Source organism: Thalassotalea fonticola, assembly GCF_032911225.1.
Classification (GTDB): Bacteria; Pseudomonadota; Gammaproteobacteria; order Enterobacterales; family Alteromonadaceae; genus Thalassotalea_A; species Thalassotalea_A fonticola.
In genome coordinates, this window is record NZ_CP136600.1 from 4,694,911 (window position 1) to 4,716,802 (window position 21,892).

Below are 21,892 nucleotides of genomic sequence, written 5' to 3' on the forward strand. Positions count from 1 at the left end.
ATAAATGGCTGAAATTAGAAAACGTTCTCGCATACAGATATGGCAAGATGTTATTTTTGCTATATTTTTGCGAGAAATAAAAAGCAAATTTAATGATAAAGTTGGAATTAGCTGGGCAATTATAAACCCACTAGTGTTTGTTTTTGTTCTATCATTCATGCGAAGTCAGTTAAGTGGTCCTATAACCCATACAATGCCAACTTTTATCTTTATGGTTTATGGCATGTTACTCATTCAACTTTTTCTTTCAACGTTCAGTTCTGCATCAAACTGTATTAAGAGAAATAAAGCATTATTTGCCTTTCGACAAGTGCAGCCTATAAGTGCCTTAATTGCTAACGGTTTATTTGAGTTACTTGTAAAAGCAATTGTAATATTGGTTATTTTACTGCTTATTTATTTAATGGGTGATGAAGTAAAGATATATAACCCGTTACTTGTGTTGTTTTATATTGTGCAAGTTTGGTTTATTTCGATGAGTTTGGGATTGTTATTTGCAATTGGCAAAGCCTATATAGACGAAATAGCTAAATTAGAGAGTCTGCTTTTAAGACCCATGTTTTTTATTTCTGGAGTGTTTTTCAGTCTGCAAGATATACCGGAAGAGTTTTGGCCTTATTTGGCTTGGAATCCATTTTTGCACGCGATAGAGTTAAGCCGTGATGCTGCCTACCCTAACTTTAATGCGATTGGTGTCAGCGATGGCTTTCTGTTGTTAAATACCCTAGCGTTTACGTTTATTGCATTAGCATGCTATAGGGTGTGTTGGAAGCAAGTGATTAGTCGATGATAAAACTAACGAATGTGACTAAATATTATCCATCTAAATTGGGTAATCAGTATATTCTTAAAAACCTCTCATTTGAAATTCCGAGTAATCACAATATTGCCATTCTCGGCAGGAATGGAGCGGGTAAGTCTACGTTATTTAGGCTGCTAGCTAGCAGTGAATACCCAAATAAGGGATCCATTGAATCTAGTCACAATATCTCTTGGCCTGTAGCATTAGCAACAGGGATTCACCCGCAAATGACGGGGCGCGAAAATACTCGATTTATTGGTAGAGTAAATGGAGTTTCTGATCTAGATGAATATGAACTCAGTGTTAGAGATTTTGCTGAACTTGGTCAAAAATATGACTTACCGGTTAAAACATATTCAAGTGGCATGCGCTCAAGATTAGCGTTTGCTTGTTGTATGACCGTCGGTTTTGATATTTATTTGATTGATGAGGCTACATCTGTAGGCGATCCAAAATTTAAACGTAAAGCAAAAGCTGCTTTGTTAGATAAAAGTAAGCAGGCAAATGTGATAATGGTAAGCCATGATACTGAAGAAATCCGCCAGTTTTGTGACAGCGCTATTATAATCCATAAGGGTCAATTAGAATTTTATAATGATCTTGAGTATGCTATTGAAGAGTATGAAAAATTATAATGAATAAACAACTTGAAGAGCTAGAGTTAAAATTCGAAAAATTTAAATCGTCTACGTCAGAAAAAGACTGGGAATCTCCAGACTTTTTAAGAGATGAAGCGATTGATATTGAAAATAAAGATTTAGAGTTAGCATATCGGTTAATGCAACGAGCACTTGTATTAAGACCGAATGGGCCATTAATTGCGAAGAAAGTTGACGAGTACAAATTAGAGCTAATTGACAATAAATCGTTTTTATTTATTAACGAAAAAAGTGAACAAACGAAAGCCGCTAAAGAAAAAAAATTTAAAATTCTCTCTAATAAACGTGTTAATAACGTTATTGCAAATCTTCCCGATTGGAGTAAAAAAAGCTTTTTTATATTTGTCAGCTTACCTTGGTTATTATTTACTTTTTATATGATCGTATGGGCCTCTCCAAGGTTTGAAAGCCAATCACAACTAATCGTTCGTCAACCTGATGATATGGCGACATTAGACGCATCAATGGCTATTTTGAGTGGTTTAGGCATGCCGTCTGCAAATACTGATACTCAATTAGTTGAAGCATATGTTTATTCCAATGATATGCTCAGTTATCTAGACGATACATTAAATTTGAAAGAGCAATTTGAAGATTCAAGTTACGATTTTTTTAGCCGTCTTAGTCCTTGGGCTAGCAGAGAAGATTTCTTATCTTTTTATCAGGCCCATGTGGTCATAGAAGTTGACGATAATTCGTCCGTTATTACTGTTAAGGTACAAGCATTTACTGCGGAATTAGCTTTATTACTTAACGAAACTATCGTAGATAGAGCTGAATGGTATATCAATAGTGTCGGGCATCAAGTTGCCAGAGAACAGCTTAAATTTGTGCAAGGTGAGCATGAAATTGTTGCCAAAAGGTTGGAGAAGTCTAAATCTAATTTATTACAATACCAAAGTGAGCACAATCTCTTAGATCCTACCGCCGAAGGCATGGCATACCAGCAAATAGCGTATACCATTGAGGGGCAGATATCAGCCAGAAAAGCCGAATTGTATGCGTTGCAAGCAACAATGTCGGAAAGTTCACCACAAATTCAAAACTTGAAACGCGTTATAACTGCTTTAGAACATCAACTCGAAAGTGAGAATAGTCGGTTAGTTGGCAATGATTCAACAACGGGGTTAACAGTTGGTGAGAAAATGGCTATATTTACGGACTATAAAATTGATCTAGAGCTTAGCTTGCAAGCATTTGCGTCATCATTAGTTTCATTAGAAAAGTCTCGAATAGAAGCGTATCGTAAACTACAGTATTTAGTCGTAGTAGAGAAACCTACGTTGCCAGATGAAAATAAATACCCTGAAGCAATATATAACTTGACGTTAATGGGGGTCGTGCTGTTGATGCTTTATGGAATTGGCCGGATAATTGTCGCTACAATACAAGAATTAAATTAAACGTAAAAATTAGGATTATAATTACATGAAAATACTTACAGTATTTGGTACAAGACCTGAAGCCATTAAAATGGCGCCACTGGCAATTGCATTGAATAGCGACGAAAGGTTTGAGCATAAAGTTTGTGTTACAGCTCAGCACAGAGAAATGCTAGACCAAGTATTAGAGTTGTTTGAGTTAACACCTGAGTATGATTTAAATATCATGAAGCCAGGTCAGTCTTTAAGTGATGTTACTTGCAATATACTTAAAGGTATAGAGCATGTTTTATCCGAATTTAAGCCAGATATTGTATTAGTGCATGGTGATACGGCTACTACATTTGCTACTAGTCTTGCCGCTTATTATCAACAAATACCGGTTGGGCATGTTGAAGCTGGTCTTAGAACTGGAAATATATATTCACCTTGGCCAGAAGAAGCTAATAGGAAATTAACTGGTGCAATAACAGCCTTGCATTTTGCCCCTACAGAAACTTCGGCGAATAACTTGAAAGTTGAAAATGTAGATGAGAAAACTATCCATGTAACTGGTAATACAATTATTGATGCGTTAATGCAGGTAGTTGATAAACTTGAAACTGATACTGAACTATCGGCAAAGCATGCAGAGCAGTTTGCATTTTTAGACATGAACAAACGCTTAGTGTTAGTTACAGGGCATCGACGAGAAAGTTTTGGTGGTGGGTTTGAACGTATCTGTGAAGCCTTGGTTAAAGTCGCAAAACAGTTCCCAGATGTAAATATTGTTTACCCAATGCATTTGAACCCAAATGTACGAGAGCCTGTAAATCGATTACTATCGCAAACCAATAATATCTTTTTAATCGAACCGCTAGACTACCTTCCGTTCGTTTATTTAATGAATCAAGCACATATAATTTTAACTGATTCTGGTGGGATTCAAGAAGAAGCTCCTTCGCTAGGAAAGCCTGTATTAGTTATGCGAGATACAACAGAAAGGCCTGAGGCACTTGCCGCCGGTACTGTTAAATTAGTCGGAACAGATGTTGAAAAAATACATAATGAACTTGTCACGTTGTTAACTGATGATGATGCATACAATGAAATGAGTTTTGCCCATAATCCATACGGTGATGGGAAAGCATGTGCTCGTATAGCAGATGCATTAATAGAATTTAGTAATAAAGAATAACAGTAGGGATAAAAAATGAGTTTTGAAACAATTTCTGTAATAGGGTTAGGTTACATAGGCCTGCCTACAGCAGCAGTATTTGCATCTCGAAAAGTAAATGTGGTTGGTGTAGATGTAAACCAACATGCTGTAGACACCATTAATAAAGGTGAAATACATATCGTTGAACCTGAATTAGATATTGTTGTTAGGGCAACTGTTTCAGAAGGCTATTTAAAGGCAACGACAACACCTGAGCCCGCCGATGCGTTTCTAATAGCTGTTCCCACACCTTTTAAAGGCGATTACGAGCCTGACCTTTCTTATATAGAATCAGCCTCAAATGCTATTGCCTCAGTTCTTAAAAAAGGTGATTTAGTTGTTCTTGAGTCAACTTCTCCTGTTGGTGCAACTGAGCAAATGTCGGTGTGGTTAGCAGAAGCTAGACCCGATTTAACTTTCCCGCAAACTCATGGTGAAGCATCAGACATTCGAGTTGCTCATTGTCCTGAGCGAGTATTACCTGGTCATGTTATTCGAGAATTGGTTGAAAATGATCGGGTTATCGGTGGAATGACGTCATTATGCTCGCAACGTGCTGTTGATTTATATAAAATTTGCGTAGAAGGTGAGTGTGTTATCACTAATGCTCGTACCGCTGAAATGGCAAAATTAACAGAAAATAGTAGTCGCGATGTTAGCATTGCATTTGCCAATGAACTTTCAATTATTTGTGACAAATTAGATATTAATGTTTGGGAATTAATATCTCTTTCTAATCGCCACCCACGTGTAAATATTCTCCAGCCAGGCCCAGGTGTTGGAGGGCATTGTATTGCTGTAGATCCTTGGTTTATTGTTAGTAGAACTCCCGAAGAAGCTAAACTTATTCATACTGCTAGATTAGTAAATGATGGTAAGCCTGCTTGGGTTGCGGACAAGGTTGAAAAAACAATTTCTGATATTGTTCATACAACAACTAAAACCATGACTGATATTAAAATCGCTTGTTTTGGCGTAGCATTTAAACCTGATATAGATGATTTACGTGAAAGCCCAGCTTTAGATATCACTAAACTGTTAGCATCTAAATATATGGGGCAAGTGAGTGTTGTTGAGCCTAATATTAAAGAGCTTCCTCAATCTTTATCTGAAAAGGGAGTTGATTTAATATCATTAGATAATGCTTTGACCCAATCCGATGTCGTGGTGATGCTTGTGGATCATAAAGAATTTAAAGCTTATCCTTATAAGAAAACAGAAATGCAAAATATCGTCGATACAAAGGGAATTTGGGCATAGTAACTTTGAGGTGAACTGCACTACTTGTTGCTCACCTCATATTTCAGGCAATGTTAACAAAATTTGAATATTCATGCTCTTCGTTAAAGAAATTTGGAAGTCAATATCCTCTAATTATCGTTTAAGTAAAAAAACAGATAAAATTCAAAAGAAAATATTAGATAAAAGCATTTCCAACTTGAAAGTTGCTTGTATTCTAGATGAGTTTTCTTACTCTTCTTTTTCTCCAGAAATGGAGCTACACAAAATAACACCTAATGATGTAAAAGCTCAACTTGTGGAGATCAATCCCGATTATATTTTTATTGAGTCAGCATGGAAAGGAAACGATTCATGCTGGCAAGGAAAGCTTAGTCACTTAGAAGCAAATGTCGTCGAAATATTTTGTTGGGCGAATAAAAATAATGTAATAACGGTTTTTTGGAACAAAGAAGATCCTGTTCATTTCAGTACGTTTTTGCCAGTAGCAAAGCTTGCCGATTACATCTTTACAACGGATGTAGATAGTATTTGCCAGTATAAGCAATCTTTAGGTCATAATCGTATATTTTATTTGCCATTTGCCGTTCAACCACACAAACATAATCCTATTGAGCGATATCAACGTAAAAATAAACTTTGCTTTGCTGGTTCTTACTATGCTCGCTACAAAGAACGCCAACACGATTTTGATAAGATCTTTGATTTAGGCAGCAAACTATGTGGCGTCGATATATATGATAGAAACTATGGTTCAACTGATCCTTCAGTGCAATACCCAAGTCGCTATCACAATTCAGTATTAGGTAAACTTGACTTTGAGGATATCGATAAAGCTTATAAAGGCTATAAATTCGGCATTAACATAAATACCGTAAAACAGTCGCAAGGAATGTTTGCTAGAAGGGCCGTAGAGCTAATGGCATCAAATACGGTTGTGATCAGTAATTACTCAAAAGCATTAACTTTGTTGTTTAATAACTTTATAATTATTAGTGATAAAGTTCACGAGTTAGAGCAACCTTTAAGAGAATTACTAGAAGATAACCTAAGTTATGAAAAGTTTCGATTAATAGGTCTAAGGCTTGTATTGGAACAGCATACATATAGTCACAGAGTAAATTTTATTAAATCCGTTATAACGGAATCTCCAAACTTTCAACTGCAGCCAAAAGTACTCGTTATAAACTTTTATCAAACAAATGACGACAAAAATATTTCTTTAACCAATTACAATAGGCAACGATTTAAAACTAAAGAGTTTATGCAAATAAATATAGCTGTTCTTAATAATGAAATATTGGCGAATATTGTTGAAAGGGCTAAGAATGTCCAATATGTTTCATTTATTAGCTGTGAAAACTACTATGGGGCTAATTATCTTAGCGACCTCATATTAGCGACAAAATATTTTAATGGTGATGCTATTGGAAAATTATCGAGATATTTATATGTTGATGAAAATTTGAAAAGAATTAATGACGGGCATACTTATTCAGAGGTCAGTTACTTACCATTGTTCAGTGCAATTATTAAATCCTCATCAGTGACAATCACGGATCTAAAACAATTTGCAAAACATAACTTTGAATATTCGCTGCACTATAATGAAATGCTTTCCATTGACCCATTTAACTATTGTGAGAAATTTTATGCTTCTAAAGGAACCTCTAAGTTATTAGATTTTAATGATCTAGAGATACCTAACAACATTGCAACTGTAAAAAGTATTAATGATTCATTAAACAAAAACAAATCAACAATAAATAATAAGGTTATCAATAACTCCAGCCTCAAGGTCTGGTCATTTAAACATTTGAGCAATATTTTAATAAATGAGTTCCCTCATGCAATTACGACGGAGGTTGATAAAACCCTTAGCTTAAGTTCAAATTTAAAACCGGAACAAAATGTATATATTTACTTTGATAACTTATTGCTGCTAGAACGTGTCATCGATATAAATAACGCATATTTTTATTTTGATTGTTTAAATGTTAATGGAGATTTTAGGCTTGTTTTCGAGTATTACGATGTACATAAACAAAAGTTGTCATTAAATATTCATGAAAACTTTGAAGGGGAGTACGCATTAAATATTCCGGCTAACTGCAAATATTTTAAAATAAGTATTCGAATACAAGGCGCCGGAGAATTAAATATTAATAGTTTAACATTCGGACGAAAAATATATGAACCAGCGAATCTTTTTCTAAACTATGACTGTTTAATTTTAATTCCTAAATGTAAACAGTCTCTAGTTTTAAAGGAAGCATTAATTTTGGCCAATAAACCAAACAGACTATGTGCCGTTTACATTATAAACGATTCATCTGAGCAAATATTTAATAGAAATCTTGGGGTGGATATTTTTGAAGCGAGTGAAAAGTTGTTAATAGAGTCGTTACAATGCACTTCTAGCTTAAAAGTTAATATGGTTTATCTGTGTAATCAACAAGATAAGATATTAATAAATCGTATCAATTCTGCTAAAATCAATCACAAGTAAAAATACGGTATTAGCCCGTTATTATATAATTAGGAAAATTAATGAAGCCACTTGACCAAATTTATGAAGCTTATTACAACGGATGGGGAGAAGAATTTGGGCAAAAAGTTCGAAATCGTATTCATTGGGTTTGTGAACATTCTACTGGCGAAAATATATTAGATGTAGGATGTTCACAAGGCATTACCAGTATACTGTTGGGAAGAGAAGGCAAAGCTGTCATTGGTTTAGATCTTCTACAAGAATCTATAGACTTTGCTAATGAAATGCTGTTGAAAGAAGAGAGTGCAACGCAAAATAGTGTTGAATTTATTGCTCAGAACTTTATCCATTTTGATTCAGCGGATAAAAAATTTGACTGTATCTTATTAACAGAAGTGGTTGAACACGTAACACAACCTAATAGGCTAATCGATAAAGCGGATAAGATTTTAAACGATAATGGTCGGATGATAATTACCGTTCCGTTTGGAATAAATGACTATTTTGATCATAAAAAAACATATTATTTAAATGATTTGTTAGAGTTAATTCCAAGCTCATATAGTATCGAAGAGCTTTCTGTGTTGGGTAAATGGGTTGGTATTTGTATTGTTAAATCGTCTAAAGATGATGATCCTGTTGATTATCAACAACAACTAAAATTTGCAGAGTCTCACTTCTACAACCTAGAACGTGAATTAATTAATACTAATTCAATATTAACTAAAAAGCATAAGGCCGCTACTGACGAACGTGCCATTTTTAGCAAAAAATTATATGAATCCCAAAATAATTTTAATTCAGAGATAAGTTTATATAAAGAAAAACTAAAAGAATCAAATCAAGCGTTGAACACACTCGATATTGAATTTAAAAAAGTCGAGTCTAAAAATATTGGTTCAGAAAACAGTTTGGCCTTACAAGCGCAAAAAATTTCTTCTTTAGAAAAGGAACTTGTGAAGTTTAAGCAATCGACCAAATCTCATATGGCTGCTTCTAATAAATATAAAAGTCAACTAATTAGTTCATTAAACTCTGAAGAAATAGCTCTAACCCAAGTTAAGAATTTAGACATGAGACTTAATAAGTTATTAAAAGCAAAAGTTGTAAAAGTGCTAGTAAGATTATGGGCAATTAGAAGATCTTTGTTTAACAAATAGTAGAATTTAAAATGATAAGTAAAATTAACGAAAGATTGCAAGAAATCAAAAAACTAAAAGCAACTTTAGCAGCTGATAATATTGCTAAACAAAAGTCTATAAAAGCTAGTACACAGAAATCTAGAAAAGAACAGGGCATAGATAATTTTTTTGCGAGTACGGTTGAACCTATTTTAAGTAAAATTCCAGAAAGTAACGGATCTCGATATTATCAAAAACTTGAATTAACCATAGGCATAATTGCGGATGAGTTTCTATACAAGTCATTTGAAGGCATTGCTAACTTTATCTATATCACGCCATCTAATTTTGAAAAGTATGTTGATAAGTTAGATTTGTTCATTGTTGCCACGGCATGGAAAGGCTTAGATGGAGAGTGGCAAGGTCTGGCAAATATTAACAACATTGATAAACGTCAGGCAGTATCAAAGTTTATAAAAGAATGTAATGATAAAGATATTAAGACCGTGTTTTATAGCAAAGAAGATCCTGTTAATTATGAATACTTTATTGGTATAGCTAAACAGTGTGACTATGTATATACAACAGCGCGTGAAATATTGGGTGATTATAAAGAAGAGTGTGGGCATGAGCGTGTTGCAACATTGGAGTTTGGAATAAACCCTCTTTATCATAACCCTATAGGCCTAAGAAACCATGATCTTTCAGATAAAGTTATTTTTTCAGGATCTTGGTATGAGAAATATCCGGAACGATGTAAAGATAATCAACTTATCTTTGATGGAATAATCAAATCAAAATATGATCTAAAAATAATTGATCGTAATTATCATTTGTTTTATGGACCATATATTTTCCCTGATAAATATAATGAATTTATTTCACCAGCAATTGAACATAAAAAACTACAAAAACTGCATAAACTGTATAATTGGGCAATAAACCTTAATACAATTCAGTTTAGCCAAACCATGTTTGCAAATCGTGTTTATGAATTACAAGCAATGGGAAATATCCAGTTTTCTAATTACAGTATTGGGGTAAATAGTCAATTTCCTAATGTTTTTATAATAGAAGATGAAAATGAAATCCCGGCCATTATCAATGCTTTTGATGACCAAGAAATATATAGACATCAGATGGTTGGCGTTCGAACTGCACAATCAAAACATTGCAACCATGATAAATTAGTAGATGTATTTAAAAATGTAGGTCTGTCTGTGCAACAGACAATTAGAAAAGTGATAGTTTTAGTCGAGCAGCATAATGATTCATTGCAATCTTCATTTGAACGTCAAACTTTTACTAACAAAACAATAAAGACTGTAAATGAACTTGAAGAAGCTGATCTTGAAGAAAATGACATTATAATTTATTTCAGTGAGAAATATTTTTATGATGAGTTCTATATTGAGGACTTAGTAAACGGTTTTAAATATACCAACAGTGATTACATTACCAAAGACGCATATTTTAATGGTGTGCAATTTACATCTGGCATTAATAATAATTATGTTGATTATGTGAAAGATTTAAACCTTACGGCTTATTGGGCAAAATCTTTCACTTTAAATCAATTTAAAGGTAAGCAGCTAACTGGAACTATTGAAAATGGTTATAGCATTGACCCATTTGAAGTTCATAACTTAATCAGAACTACAGACGAACAACAAAAAGAATACAAATATTCCGTATTGATCCCTGCCTATAACAACGGTGATCATCTTTTGAATAAATGCTTCAATAGCTTGCGAAGAAGTTCTACGTTTATGGATATGGAGGTTGTGATAGTTGATGATGGTTCTACAGATAATTATACGCCGAAAATTATAGCTCGATTAGCTAGGCTTTATCCAAATGTAAAAACGTACTTCTATCAAGATGGAGGCAGTGGTAGCGCTTCGCGTCCGAGAAATAAGGGTATTGAATTAGCATCCTCTGAGTATATCACTTATTTAGATCCCGATAATGAAGCGTTAAATGATGGTTATACAAAATTATATGAAAAAATAACTTCTGAATCTGCAGATTTAGTCGTTGGCAATATGCTGCGATTGGCAGAAGGGAAACTAGTATTCGATCCAAATAAGGGAAAAGTAAACACATTATCTTCGGGTAAAGAGTTTATTGAGGAATATAATTTTCCAACTCAGAGCACACAAGCACTGATGTTAAAGAAGTGTCTTTTAACTGACAACGATATAGATATGGTTCATGGTGCAGTAGGTGAGGATACGTTATTCTATCATGAATTATTATTACACTCTAAATACACTGTTTTTATTAATGAAATGATCCACATATATTATGCCGCTGTAGAAGGATCTACAGTAAATACAATCTCTTCAGGTTTTTTCAAAAAGCACCTGTTGCTTGAGAAAGAACGGGTTTTACGATTTTCTAAATATGGTTTGTTAGAAGCTTACAAAACAACCCGTTTTGAATATTATTTTAGATATTGGTATTTAGATAAATTCAAGATAATTAAGGCTGGTGACGAAGAAGAAACGAAACAAGTACTTGTTGAAATATTCAATATGTATTCTAGTTTAGACTCGGTAGATGATGCCGTAATTAAGTCAGCCATATTGTCATTTTCTAACTAGCGTTAGTTAACGTACTTTAATTCAATAAGGCGTGTATTTCGCCTTAATTTGAGTGGATTAATATAACAATGAATTATATAAAAAAAGTTACTATGGGCATGATTAACTTTTTAAGTAACGTTAGGCCTCAAGATAAAGTTAAAGTCAAACAAAGAGACAATATACTAGTTAATGTGCCACATTATAATTTTAAATATTTGACAAGTTTAAAGTTAAACTATGGCGAATCAACTTGCAGTATATTTGATGAACAAATCGAGTTGAACTTTTATTCCTTTATTAAAAAAGAAAGCTCGAGGTTAATCATTTTATTACCTGGCGCTGTAGATCGATCTAAAGGTGCTGTAGGGTTTCAAAGGTATACCTGGGCTAAAGAGTTAAATGCGAACGTTATTTCTTTTTCTGATCCTACTATAACAGAATCTAATGATTTAAAGATTGGTTGGTTTCAAAACGTTTCAGCAAATTTTGGTGTTAATTATTTGTATAAAACTGTCAAGTCTGTCCAAAAACAACTTAACATTAAAGATGAAAATGTTTGCTTTTTTGGTTCTTCTGCAGGAGGCTTTGCAAGCTTGAAAGTTGGTGAATTCAACTTGAAAGCTACTGTAATAGCAATCAATCCACAAATTTATCTAAAGAATTATAGTAAGAATTTTTATATTCCTTTATTAAAATATAGCTATGATAGAGATAATGACTTAAGAAAGAAATATATTAACCGTCTTAAGGTAGACTCTAAATTAATTACCAAAAGACAAGGTGATACAGTGATTTACCAGAATATCCAAGATAAAGAACATGTGAACCTTCATTTAACCCCATTTATTAATATGTTAAAGCCAACTCAGTATAATGAGATTAGATTAGACGAATTTGAAAAAATACAACCTGGAGTTAGTGTTATTTTATATGATGATATAGTGGCGAAACACTCGCCCCCAGGTAAGTCAGAGACTATTGATTTTATTAATCAAATATTTGACTGCGATAAACTTAATAGTAATTAAGTTTATCGCTTTTAATAACATCATAGTAGATTTGGTAACAACGTATTGTTTTAACATTTTGTAAAATATAAGTGAAATACACTGCTGTCAAAAATAGTGTAAATGGAAGTTAATCTATTTACCAAGCTTTTTAGCATTCAGGCATCTTACTGTTTTCTTGTAAAGATAAATAGGGAATTGGTGCCATTTATAGTTTAATTCGAGTAATACATGGGCACTGAAACAAGCGACAAAAAAAACGAAATTGAATTTAAGCAATTGAAAACTGAAAATGTGAGTTTACGCAAGGAGCTAAATGACTTACAAAATAGCTTTGCTTATAATTTAGGTAAGTTGTTGGTAACGGAAGCTCGTACGATTAAAGGCTTATTATTCTTACCTGCGAAACTATTTCAATTATGGAAAAGCCATGCAGGGCAAAGAAAAAAATTTAGGATTAACCTTAAAACACAATTCACCTTAGCAGAGTCTAGACTTAACCGAAAATCTATGGCTAAAATTGAACTCCCTAATGAGTTAGAACGCTATGAATATACTGAATTAATAAACAAGAGCATTAACTTCAGCAATAATGACAAAGAAATACTTGTTTATTTGGCCAAGAAAAAAGATGTATCTAACACCGTAAATGTAGATATTGATATTGGCAAAAAGTGCAATTATATAATTTCAGATGATTTTGTTCATTGTATTAGCTTACCGTTAACTGAAGAAGTAAATCGAGCGATCGTGAATGTTTCCCACACCAACTGCAGAAGTTTGTACTTTTACAGCGAAAAACTTTCACAAGGAATCAACATCATTGTTCCTGTTTACAAAGGGGAGCAATATGTTCACCGTTGTATTGAAAGTATTAACAGACAAACAATCGATAAATCATTACTCGATATCATACTAATACTGAATGGCCCTAAAGATAATTCTGAGCAAATTATATCTGATTTTATTGAGCAAGAACCAAATTTGAATATTGTTGTTATGAAGTCAGAGATAGCAAATGCTTCAGCAGCAAGAAATCTTGGAATAGAAATCGCGAAACGGCAATACACAGTGTTTTTAGATGTTGATGATGAACTGTCATCGAATTACCTCTCTAATTTAATGAACAAAGCTAGCCCTGAAACAATAGTTATTTCTAACCTAAAGGATATTCATGGCAGTAGAGTGATGCAATCTGGTTTAGCTATAAAACCTTTAGATAAGAAAGGGCTCAGTTGTGCACTAAATGATTACTCTTCTTTAGTTACGATGAATGGTTGCAAACTAATTCCAACATTCTATCTAAAAGCAACTGCATTTGATACAGCATTAAAAAGTGGTGAGGATGTCATTCTAATGGCTAAAATTATTGCTCTATTTAAGCCTCAGATTTGTGGTGCCGCGAATTACGAAGAGACTTATTACATACGCCATATAGTTGCGGATTCAATAAGTCGACAGGTACAGTCTTTTGAGTTTAATGTTAAGCAAAGGTTGCAGGTAATAGTTGCTTTAGAAGGTTTAATATATTCGACATCAGATGACTTGGTATATAATTTCTTAACATCTAAAATTAAAGCTCAATCAGATTTCGTGATAAATTACTTAACTGAATTTGAAAGTGATTACAAAACGTTTGTAGAAGTAGCTAAACAGCTCAATATATCAAATGAATCTATACAGGCTATTGCTCAACGTTTGAGTAAAAGCTTGGTTATAGCATATTGCTTTTCACCTTATGCGGATACGAGTGCCGTAGTTATGGCAAAACGTACTCGTTATATGAGTAAACCCGTTGATGTCATTTATAATAAAATGGATAGAGTGCGGGATAAGGATGAAAATTTACCCGGTATGATCTCATCATATATAGGTAATGAAAAATGCCTTTCTACATATACAAGTTTTTCAAATTGGTTGGTAATTGAACAGTTTTGTTCTAATTCTTTGCGTCAAATTCGAAAGTGGAAAATGGGTGGCAAAGAATATAAATGTTTATATAGTCGAGCTATGTGGCCAGCATCACATTTTGCTGCTGCTTTAGTTAAATTAAGAAGTCCACAAATTAAATGGCTTGCAGAGTTCTCAGACCCTTTATATTTAGATGTTCATGGAAAACCTAGAAAAGGCGATATCAGTTATTCTTGGTTAGATAAAAATGGTTTTATTGCTGCCATTAAAAAGTTAGATATTGATATCCCAAAAACCAAAGAGCTATTTTTTTGGTGTGAATTTTTGCCATACATTCTTGCCGATGAACTTCTTTTTACAAATGAAAATCAGCTTGAATATATGTGTTCTTATATTAAAGACGAAGACATTATTCACTTAGTAAAAAGCAAGGCCACTATTTCTCATCATCCTCAACCCTTAAAACAGGATTATCAGCTCAAAAGTGTGCAATATCCATTAGATGAAGCAAAGGTTAACTTCGCCTATTTTGGCACATTTTATGCGACTAGGGGGTTAGGTGAATTATTTGCAGCTATTAGAGAGTTAACAACCACAGAGCGCTCAAAGATTTGCGTGCATATTTTCACTAATGAACAAACTCGGCAGTTTATCGATAATGATTTATCCGATTTACATGACGTTATCGTTGTTAACGATTATGTCTCATATTTTGAATTTTTAAACCTTTGTACCAAGGTCGATTGTTTAGTCGTTCGAGATGCTGAAACAAAGGGAAATAAAATAATTAACCCTTACCTGCCTTCAAAACTTAGTGACTATTTAGGCAGTGGCACAGATGTATGGGCTCTTTATGAAAAAGGCAGCGTTTTGAACAAATATGTTAATGATAATCAAGTGAAGTACTCGTCTGAGATCTTTGATAATATTGATGCGAGTAACACGTTAACACAAATTATTCGGGACAAAATCTAGCATGACTAAGCTTTATATACATATTGGCCAAGAAAAAACAGGGACAACGAGCTTACAAAAGTTTTTGTGTGAAAATAGAGATTTATTGTTTCGAGATTATGGCGTTTTATACCCATATCAAAAATATTTGAGTACCGATAAAAGAGCTTTTTTTAATCACGCTAAGTTTAGTGGTGCCTTTTTGCCACCCGAGCAGCGAAGTTATGTCAATATGGACAATAACATTGATGCAGGCATTGTTGTCGAGAGTTTAAGAAAGCTTATCTCAAGGAAAAAGCCTAAGGTTATTATTCTGAGCAGTGAACATTTTTCGTCTAGGTATACACAGGTACAAATAGAGCAACTAGCGAAGATGATTGATTTTTGTAATGTAAAAATCATCTCTTATATCCGCCGACAAGATGATTATCAAATATCTAGATTTTCTGAAGCCCTTAAGTCAGGTAGTGTTCACGCATTAAAGCTGACTAAGTTATCATCATCAAATAAACGTTTGAATTACTATGAAAATTTAAAACCTTGGTTTAATACCTTTGGCACAGCGTCGTTAATTTTACGGCCATTCAACAAAAACAGTTTCGCTAATGGCGATTTATATTCTGACTTTCTAAGTGCTATAGGAATTACTAATATTGAAGGGTTTACAAAACCAGAAGAAAGTAATTTAAGTATAAGTAAAGAGGAAGCTCTGGTTCTCTGTCAGCTAAATCAGAGTTTATTGCAATGGAAGGATGTAACAGGCAAAGATTCTAAAGAAAAGTTCCAACGATCCCAGCAAATCCGTAAATCTATTTTGTCAACAATGCAAAACAATAGAGATATTAAACCACACACACCACTTAGAAAGTGCTTTTCTATTAGCGATAGAAAAGAGTTTTTGGCAAGCTTCTTGGAATCCAATAAAAAACTATCAACAATGTTTTTTGATGGAAAAGAGCTTTTTGAGCCAATTGAATAAGGTGTCTAACTATTAAAATTCTAACATTAGCATTTTCAACCATGGGTACAAATATAAATAATCTGCTGCCTATGATTGAACGCTTAGTTGTGATTAGCGGAATAGATTTTTTAATTTTGCATCAAAATTCCAATCAAGTAGAGATCAATGAATATCATCAATCGATAAGAGTTTTACCGCTCGATAACCTTGGCCTAAGTAAAAGCCGAAATGCAGCATTAACGTACGCACAAGGTGAATTTATTTGGTTATTAGATGATGATGTGATGATTGAAAAAAGTCGACTATTAATACTTTTAAAACACTTACAAAACAATCCAAGCGTTGATTTTTTACGCGTCTGGATTAATTGTTTGGAAAATTCAGACGAGTTCTTTAAAAATTATCAACACCTGGCCCGCATTCATAAACTAAACCTATTACAGTTTAGTTCTATAGAAATTATTTGTCGCCGGGACTTTGTTCGTCAGCATAATATACAGTTTAATGAGCGAATTGGGTTAGGCACACCTTATCAGGCAACTGAAGAAGCCAATTTTTTAATTGATGCTTGGCAGTGTAATGCACGCTTTGCTAGTTATGAAGAGCCATTTGTACAACACACCTGTAACTTTGAAGGTAGGGTATTAGCAACTGATAATATTATGCTCGCAAGAGGAGCTACAGCATCTCGTTATGGAGTGCTTGGTGTAATGTTAAGCTTAAGGTGGGGGATTAGATATCTGATCAAATATAAAAAAATATCTTATTTTATATCTATTGTTAAAGGCCTTTACTTAGGTTACGACGGCTTTAATAAAGCTATAGACTCCAACTCTATATAAATTTTCAGACAAACTAGAGCTATAAATGCAAAAAACACCTACAGTCTCCATAATCATGGCTACCTATAATTCCTCTGGCTATCTAATGGATACAATAAACTCTATTCTTGAACAATCATATACCGATTGGGAACTATTAATCACTGATGATTGTTCAAATGATGGCACCTATAGAATGCTAAGTGCTTTAACTGCAGAGCACGAAAATATTCATGTTTGGCAGAATAAAAAAAATAGTGGCGCAGCAATTTCTCGAAATAATTCAATTGTTAATGCTAAGGGGCGATATATCGCTTTTTTAGATTCGGATGATATTTGGCATAATAAAAAACTTGAATTGCATTTACAGTATATGCAACAACATCAAGCAGGCTTGTCATTTACCAGTTATGAACTTATTGATGAAAACTCTGCTCCGTTACAAAAAATTGTTGATAAACAAGATTTAGGCTGGGTTGATTATCAAAATTTGCTGAAGAAAAAAGCAACGTTTGGTTGCTCTACCGTTATTGTTGATACAAATTTAACGGGTGACTTTCAAATGCCGTTATTACGTACAGGGCAAGATTATGCTACTTGGTTAATGCTAATTAAGCGAGTCGATAAAGCATTGCATTTTCCACAAACACTAACAAGTTACCGAATAACACCCGGGTCAATTTCGCGAAATAAATTTAAAAAAGCTAAGCGACAATGGCAAATTTATCGTCAGCAAGAACACTTGAATCTTTATAATGCACTGATTAATTTCCTGTTTTACGCTTACCGGGCAGTATTTCGTAGATAGAAACAAAAATACCTATTATAATCTTTAGAGTTAAAAATGTTTTTTTAAAGAGATTAAAATCATGCATTACGATGTATTTAATGGCGATGCCGATGGTATTTTAGCCTTGCTGCAATTACGTTTAGCAGAGCCAAAAGAAACAGCTCTTATTACCGGTGTTAAAAGAGATATTTCATTAGTTAAGCAGGTTGATGTTGGACAGGCAACTAGTGTAACTGTGCTTGATGTATCAATGGAAAAAAATACAGGTGCACTATCAGAACTTCTAGCAAATGATATTCCTGTTTTTTATGTTGATCACCATCGTACAGGTGACATTCCAGAATCTCCTTTATTAACTTCATTAGTTAATACTTCTCCAGATGTTTGTACTAGTTTATTAGTAAATGATTACTTAAAGGGTAAACATCATCTATGGGCCATTGCTGCGGCATACGGTGATAACCTTAAAAAGGTTGCAGCACGCCATTGTGTTTTGAATGGTGTTGGCAGCCAATTATCTACTCAATTAGAAGCTTTAGGGACCTATGTAAATTATAACGGCTATGGTCGCACTACCGATGATTTGCATTACCACCCTGCTGATTTATATCAAAAGCTTTTAGCTTATGAACATCCAGAAAATCTGTTTTCTAATAAATCATCACTTTTTTATGACTTGGAATCTGCCTATGAGCAAGATATGAATATGGCTCAAACTGCTGAGGTATTGTTTGATAATAATATTTGTAAAGTGGTTTGTCTTGATGATGCGCCATGGTCTCGCCGAGTAAGTGGTGTATTTGGCAATGAGCTTGCAAACCAATCGCCAGATAAAGCTCATGGCGTGTTAACTCGAAATTTAGATCATAGCTATACTGTTAGTGTGCGCGCCCCTTTAAATAACAAACAAGGGGCTGATGAGGTGTGTATTCGGTTTCCTACTGGTGGTGGTCGTGCAGGCGCTGCTGGTATTAATGCATTGCCAGAAGAGCAGATTGAGACATTCATTTCTGTGTTACAGAATTATTATGATTAGAGCCTGAAGCAAGTTCAGGAAATAATATAGTGTTGTTGACCTCGATGATGCTTATTTTTATATGGAATTATTATGAGTTTATTAATTACCGGTGGGTCCGGTTATATTGGCAGCCATACGGTTGTTGAGTTATTTTCAGTAGGACAAAAAGTTGTAGTTGTTGACAACCTCTCAAACTCTTCAACAAAGTCGTTAGATCGTGTTGAGCGAATCACAGGAATCAAGCCTGCCTTTGTTGAAGCTGATGTTTGTGATAAAGATGCTATGCGCAAAATTTTTATCGAGCATGAGATTAGTGCGGTCATTCATTTTGCCGGTTTAAAAGCCGTTGGTGAATCTACTCAAATACCATTAAGTTATTATCACAATAACGTATCTGGAACCGTGGCTTTATTAGAAGTAATGGCCGAGTTTAATGTTAAGAAACTAGTCTTTAGCTCATCGGCTACTGTGTATGGTGAAAACAATGTATCACCTTTAGTTGAAACCATGCCTACGTCAGCAACAAATCCTTATGGGCAAACTAAGTTAATGGTTGAGAACATTTTGTTCGATTTAGCCAAAAGTGATCCTGATTGGTCAATAATATCTCTTCGATACTTTAACCCTATTGGCGCGCATAAATCAGGCCTAATTGGTGAAAACCCAAATGGAATTCCGAATAACCTTTTACCATTTGTGTCGCAAGTGGCAGTAGGGCGCTTAAAAGAACTAAATGTATTTGGTAATGATTATGACACTGTCGATGGTACGGGAGTTCGTGATTATATTCATGTGGTTGATTTAGCTGTTGCTCACGTAAAAGCAGTAGACGCTTTGAGCAAGCTTCCAGGTTGTACTGCAATTAATATTGGTACTGGTAACGGTACCTCGGTTTTACAGATTGTTGATAAGTTTAAAGAAGTCAGTGGTGTCGATATTCCGTTTAATATCAGCCCGCGTCGCCCAGGCGATATTGCTACAGTATTTGCAGAGGCTAAATTGGCTAATGAGTTACTTGATTGGCAAGCAGAACGTGGTCTGGACGATATGATAAGTGATACTTGGCGTTGGCAGTCTAATAACCCTGATGGTTTTGATTAGTATCCATTGCACCCTATACTTTGTTTTTAGATAGACCACTATTTAAAAGTGGAATGATACTTATAGCTGGCTCATTATCAGCCTTTTTTTATACAATATTTACGCAGTTTTAAAATCAGTACTTTCAACACCTAAGGAACGTGTGTGTTTACAGCGAATCAAATAAACTCTAACTATGTTGTCCAATTAAATGACATAGCCAAGCACTTTCAACAAAATTCTATTTGTAGTTTATTTAAACAAAGTTCAAATCGATTTGAACAATACTCATTAAGCGCTTGTAATATTTTTTTGGATTACTCCAAACAAAATGTAGATGAAGATGTTATAAAGTCATTGGTTTCTTGGGCTGATGATATAAAGTTAAACGATGCAATTGCTGATATGTTCAGTGGTGAAAAGATAAATCATACTGAAGGTCGCGCTGTTCTTCATAGTATTTTACGTGCGCCCGCCGATAAGCAAAGCTCAGTTTTGGGTGAGCAAGTCGCTAATGAAATTGCGGGCGCTAACCAGAAAATGCGAGAGTTATGTTCAAAGCTTCATAAAGGTGAATACTTAGGCTGTACCGGTAAGGCTATTACTGATGTTGTCGCTATAGGTATTGGGGGCTCATATTATGGCGCTAAAGTAGCGCAAGAATCTTTAAAGCCATTTCATCAACAAAAAGTAAAAGTACATTATTTGGCAAATATAGATGGCAGTGCCGTTGCAGAAAAATTGGCGGTTTTAAATCCAGAAACAACGCTCATTATTGTCATTTCAAAAACATTTTCTACCCAAGAAACATTATTAAACGCACAAAGTGCTAAAAGCTGGTTGACGAGTTACCTAACTAATTATGATATTGCAAACCACTTTGTCGCGGTTAGCTCTAATATTAGTAAAGCCAAAGAGTTTGGCATCAAAGAAAGTAATATTTTACCAATGTGGGATTGGGTAGGTGGTCGTTTCTCTTTATGGTCTGCGGTTGGTTTACCGTTAGCGATTGCTATAGGTTATGAAAATTTTGAGCAAATGCGTGCTGGTGCTTATCAAATGGACGAGCATTTTCAGCAAGCCCTCTTTTCTGAAAACATGCCGGTATTAATGGCGTTAATAGGTATATGGAATTCAAGTTTTTTGGGTTATAACTCGTTGGGTATTTTACCTTATGATCATTCGTTACGTGCCTTTCCTGGTTATTTACAGCAAGTAGATATGGAAAGTAATGGTAAGCGTGTTAATCATAATGGTGGTGAGGTTGAATTAACCACCGCACCCATTGTTTTTGGTCAAGAAGGGACCAATGGTCAACATGCTTTTATGCAGTTAATGCATCAGAGTAATGAAATAGTACCCGCTGATTTTATTGTTTCTCTTACATCAAACAGTGATTATCACCACCATCACACTATGCTAGTAGCTAATTGCTTTGCGCAAAGTGAAGCGCTGATGGTAGGTAAAACCTTGGTACAAGCTAAAGTTGAATTAACTAATCAGGGGTTATCTGCTGATGACGTTGACAGATTAGCACCGCATAAGGTCATGCCCGGTAACTCACCTTCAAATACTATCGTCTTTGAACACCTAACACCGAAAGTATTAGGTGCATTTTTAGCTTTGTATGAGCATAAAATTTTTGTGCAAGGCGTTATGTGGCAACTTAACTCATTTGACCAATGGGGCGTAGAGCTTGGTAAAGAGTTAGGTACATCGATATTGGCGGTAATGGGAGGTGAGAGTAATGATGCTTTATCTACTTCAACGCAAGGGCTAATTTCTAAGTATTTGGATAAGCGTAAATAGATTCTGGATGTTTCTATAATGACAGGACGAATGCCATTCAAAATGGCCTTGTTTTTGTTTT

At 34.4% G+C, this 21,892-nt stretch carries 16 protein-coding genes; all 16 read left to right on the forward strand.

The annotated features are described in order from the left end of the window. Nucleotides 1-4: 4 nt before the first annotated feature. The 16 genes from RI844_RS19450 (at nt 5) to pgi (ending at nt 21,831) form a co-directional block, all read left to right on the forward strand. Nucleotides 5-790, forward strand: a complete 786-nt coding sequence (locus RI844_RS19450) for an ABC transporter permease (RefSeq protein WP_348396297.1) — start codon at nt 5-7, stop codon at nt 788-790. Continuing rightward, nucleotides 787-1,437 carry an ABC transporter ATP-binding protein gene (locus tag RI844_RS19455; RefSeq protein WP_348396298.1) on the forward strand — a complete coding sequence of 217 codons (651 nt, stop codon included), beginning with the start codon at nt 787-789 and terminating at the stop codon, nt 1,435-1,437. Before RI844_RS19450 ends, RI844_RS19455 begins: the two co-directional genes overlap by 4 nt. Beyond that, nucleotides 1,437-2,864, forward strand: a complete 1,428-nt coding sequence (locus RI844_RS19460) for a lipopolysaccharide biosynthesis protein (RefSeq protein ID WP_348396299.1) — start codon at nt 1,437-1,439, stop codon at nt 2,862-2,864. Before RI844_RS19455 ends, RI844_RS19460 begins: the two co-directional genes overlap by 1 nt. A gap of 25 nt (nt 2,865-2,889) precedes the next feature. Continuing rightward, nucleotides 2,890-4,020, forward strand: a complete 1,131-nt coding sequence (gene wecB, locus RI844_RS19465; RefSeq protein WP_348396300.1) for a non-hydrolyzing UDP-N-acetylglucosamine 2-epimerase — start codon at nt 2,890-2,892, stop codon at nt 4,018-4,020. A gap of 15 nt (nt 4,021-4,035) precedes the next feature. Then, the gene (wecC, locus tag RI844_RS19470; protein WP_348396301.1) at nt 4,036-5,301 is read left to right on the forward strand and encodes a UDP-N-acetyl-D-mannosamine dehydrogenase; all 1,266 of its coding nucleotides are present in this window, start codon (nt 4,036-4,038) and stop codon (nt 5,299-5,301) included. A gap of 73 nt (nt 5,302-5,374) precedes the next feature. Continuing rightward, nucleotides 5,375-7,789: a CgeB family protein gene (locus RI844_RS19475; protein ID WP_348396302.1), complete on the forward strand. Its 2,415-nt coding sequence runs from the start codon at nt 5,375-5,377 to the stop codon at nt 7,787-7,789. Nucleotides 7,790-7,830: 41 nt separating this feature from the next. Further along, nucleotides 7,831-8,931 carry a class I SAM-dependent methyltransferase gene (locus RI844_RS19480; protein WP_348396303.1) on the forward strand — a complete coding sequence of 367 codons (1,101 nt, stop codon included), beginning with the start codon at nt 7,831-7,833 and terminating at the stop codon, nt 8,929-8,931. A gap of 11 nt (nt 8,932-8,942) precedes the next feature. Further along, on the forward strand, nt 8,943-11,498 hold the full coding sequence (locus RI844_RS19485; protein WP_348396304.1) for a glycosyltransferase: 2,556 nt from the start codon (nt 8,943-8,945) through the stop codon (nt 11,496-11,498). Nucleotides 11,499-11,566: 68 nt separating this feature from the next. Next, complete coding sequence (locus RI844_RS19490; protein ID WP_348396305.1) at nt 11,567-12,508, forward strand: hypothetical protein; 942 nt, start codon at nt 11,567-11,569, stop codon at nt 12,506-12,508. A gap of 210 nt (nt 12,509-12,718) precedes the next feature. After that, on the forward strand, nt 12,719-15,373 hold the full coding sequence (locus tag RI844_RS19495; protein ID WP_348396306.1) for a glycosyltransferase: 2,655 nt from the start codon (nt 12,719-12,721) through the stop codon (nt 15,371-15,373). Between the two features lies 1 nt (nt 15,374). After that, nucleotides 15,375-16,331 carry a hypothetical protein gene (locus tag RI844_RS19500; protein WP_348396307.1) on the forward strand — a complete coding sequence of 319 codons (957 nt, stop codon included), beginning with the start codon at nt 15,375-15,377 and terminating at the stop codon, nt 16,329-16,331. Nucleotides 16,332-16,372: 41 nt separating this feature from the next. Beyond that, on the forward strand, nt 16,373-17,155 hold the full coding sequence (locus RI844_RS19505) for a glycosyltransferase family A protein (RefSeq protein ID WP_348396308.1): 783 nt from the start codon (nt 16,373-16,375) through the stop codon (nt 17,153-17,155). A 25-nt stretch (nt 17,156-17,180) separates the two neighbouring features. After that, nucleotides 17,181-17,942: a glycosyltransferase family 2 protein gene (locus RI844_RS19510; protein WP_348396309.1), complete on the forward strand. Its 762-nt coding sequence runs from the start codon at nt 17,181-17,183 to the stop codon at nt 17,940-17,942. Nucleotides 17,943-18,003: 61 nt separating this feature from the next. Beyond that, a complete protein-coding gene (locus RI844_RS19515) occupies nt 18,004-18,960 on the forward strand; it encodes a DHH family phosphoesterase (protein ID WP_348396310.1) in 957 nt (318 codons plus the stop codon). Nucleotides 18,961-19,032: 72 nt separating this feature from the next. Further along, nucleotides 19,033-20,043 carry a UDP-glucose 4-epimerase GalE gene (galE, locus tag RI844_RS19520; RefSeq protein ID WP_348396311.1) on the forward strand — a complete coding sequence of 337 codons (1,011 nt, stop codon included), beginning with the start codon at nt 19,033-19,035 and terminating at the stop codon, nt 20,041-20,043. Nucleotides 20,044-20,187: 144 nt separating this feature from the next. Next, nucleotides 20,188-21,831: a glucose-6-phosphate isomerase gene (gene pgi / locus RI844_RS19525; protein WP_348396312.1), complete on the forward strand. Its 1,644-nt coding sequence runs from the start codon at nt 20,188-20,190 to the stop codon at nt 21,829-21,831. Nucleotides 21,832-21,892 lie beyond the last annotated feature (61 nt).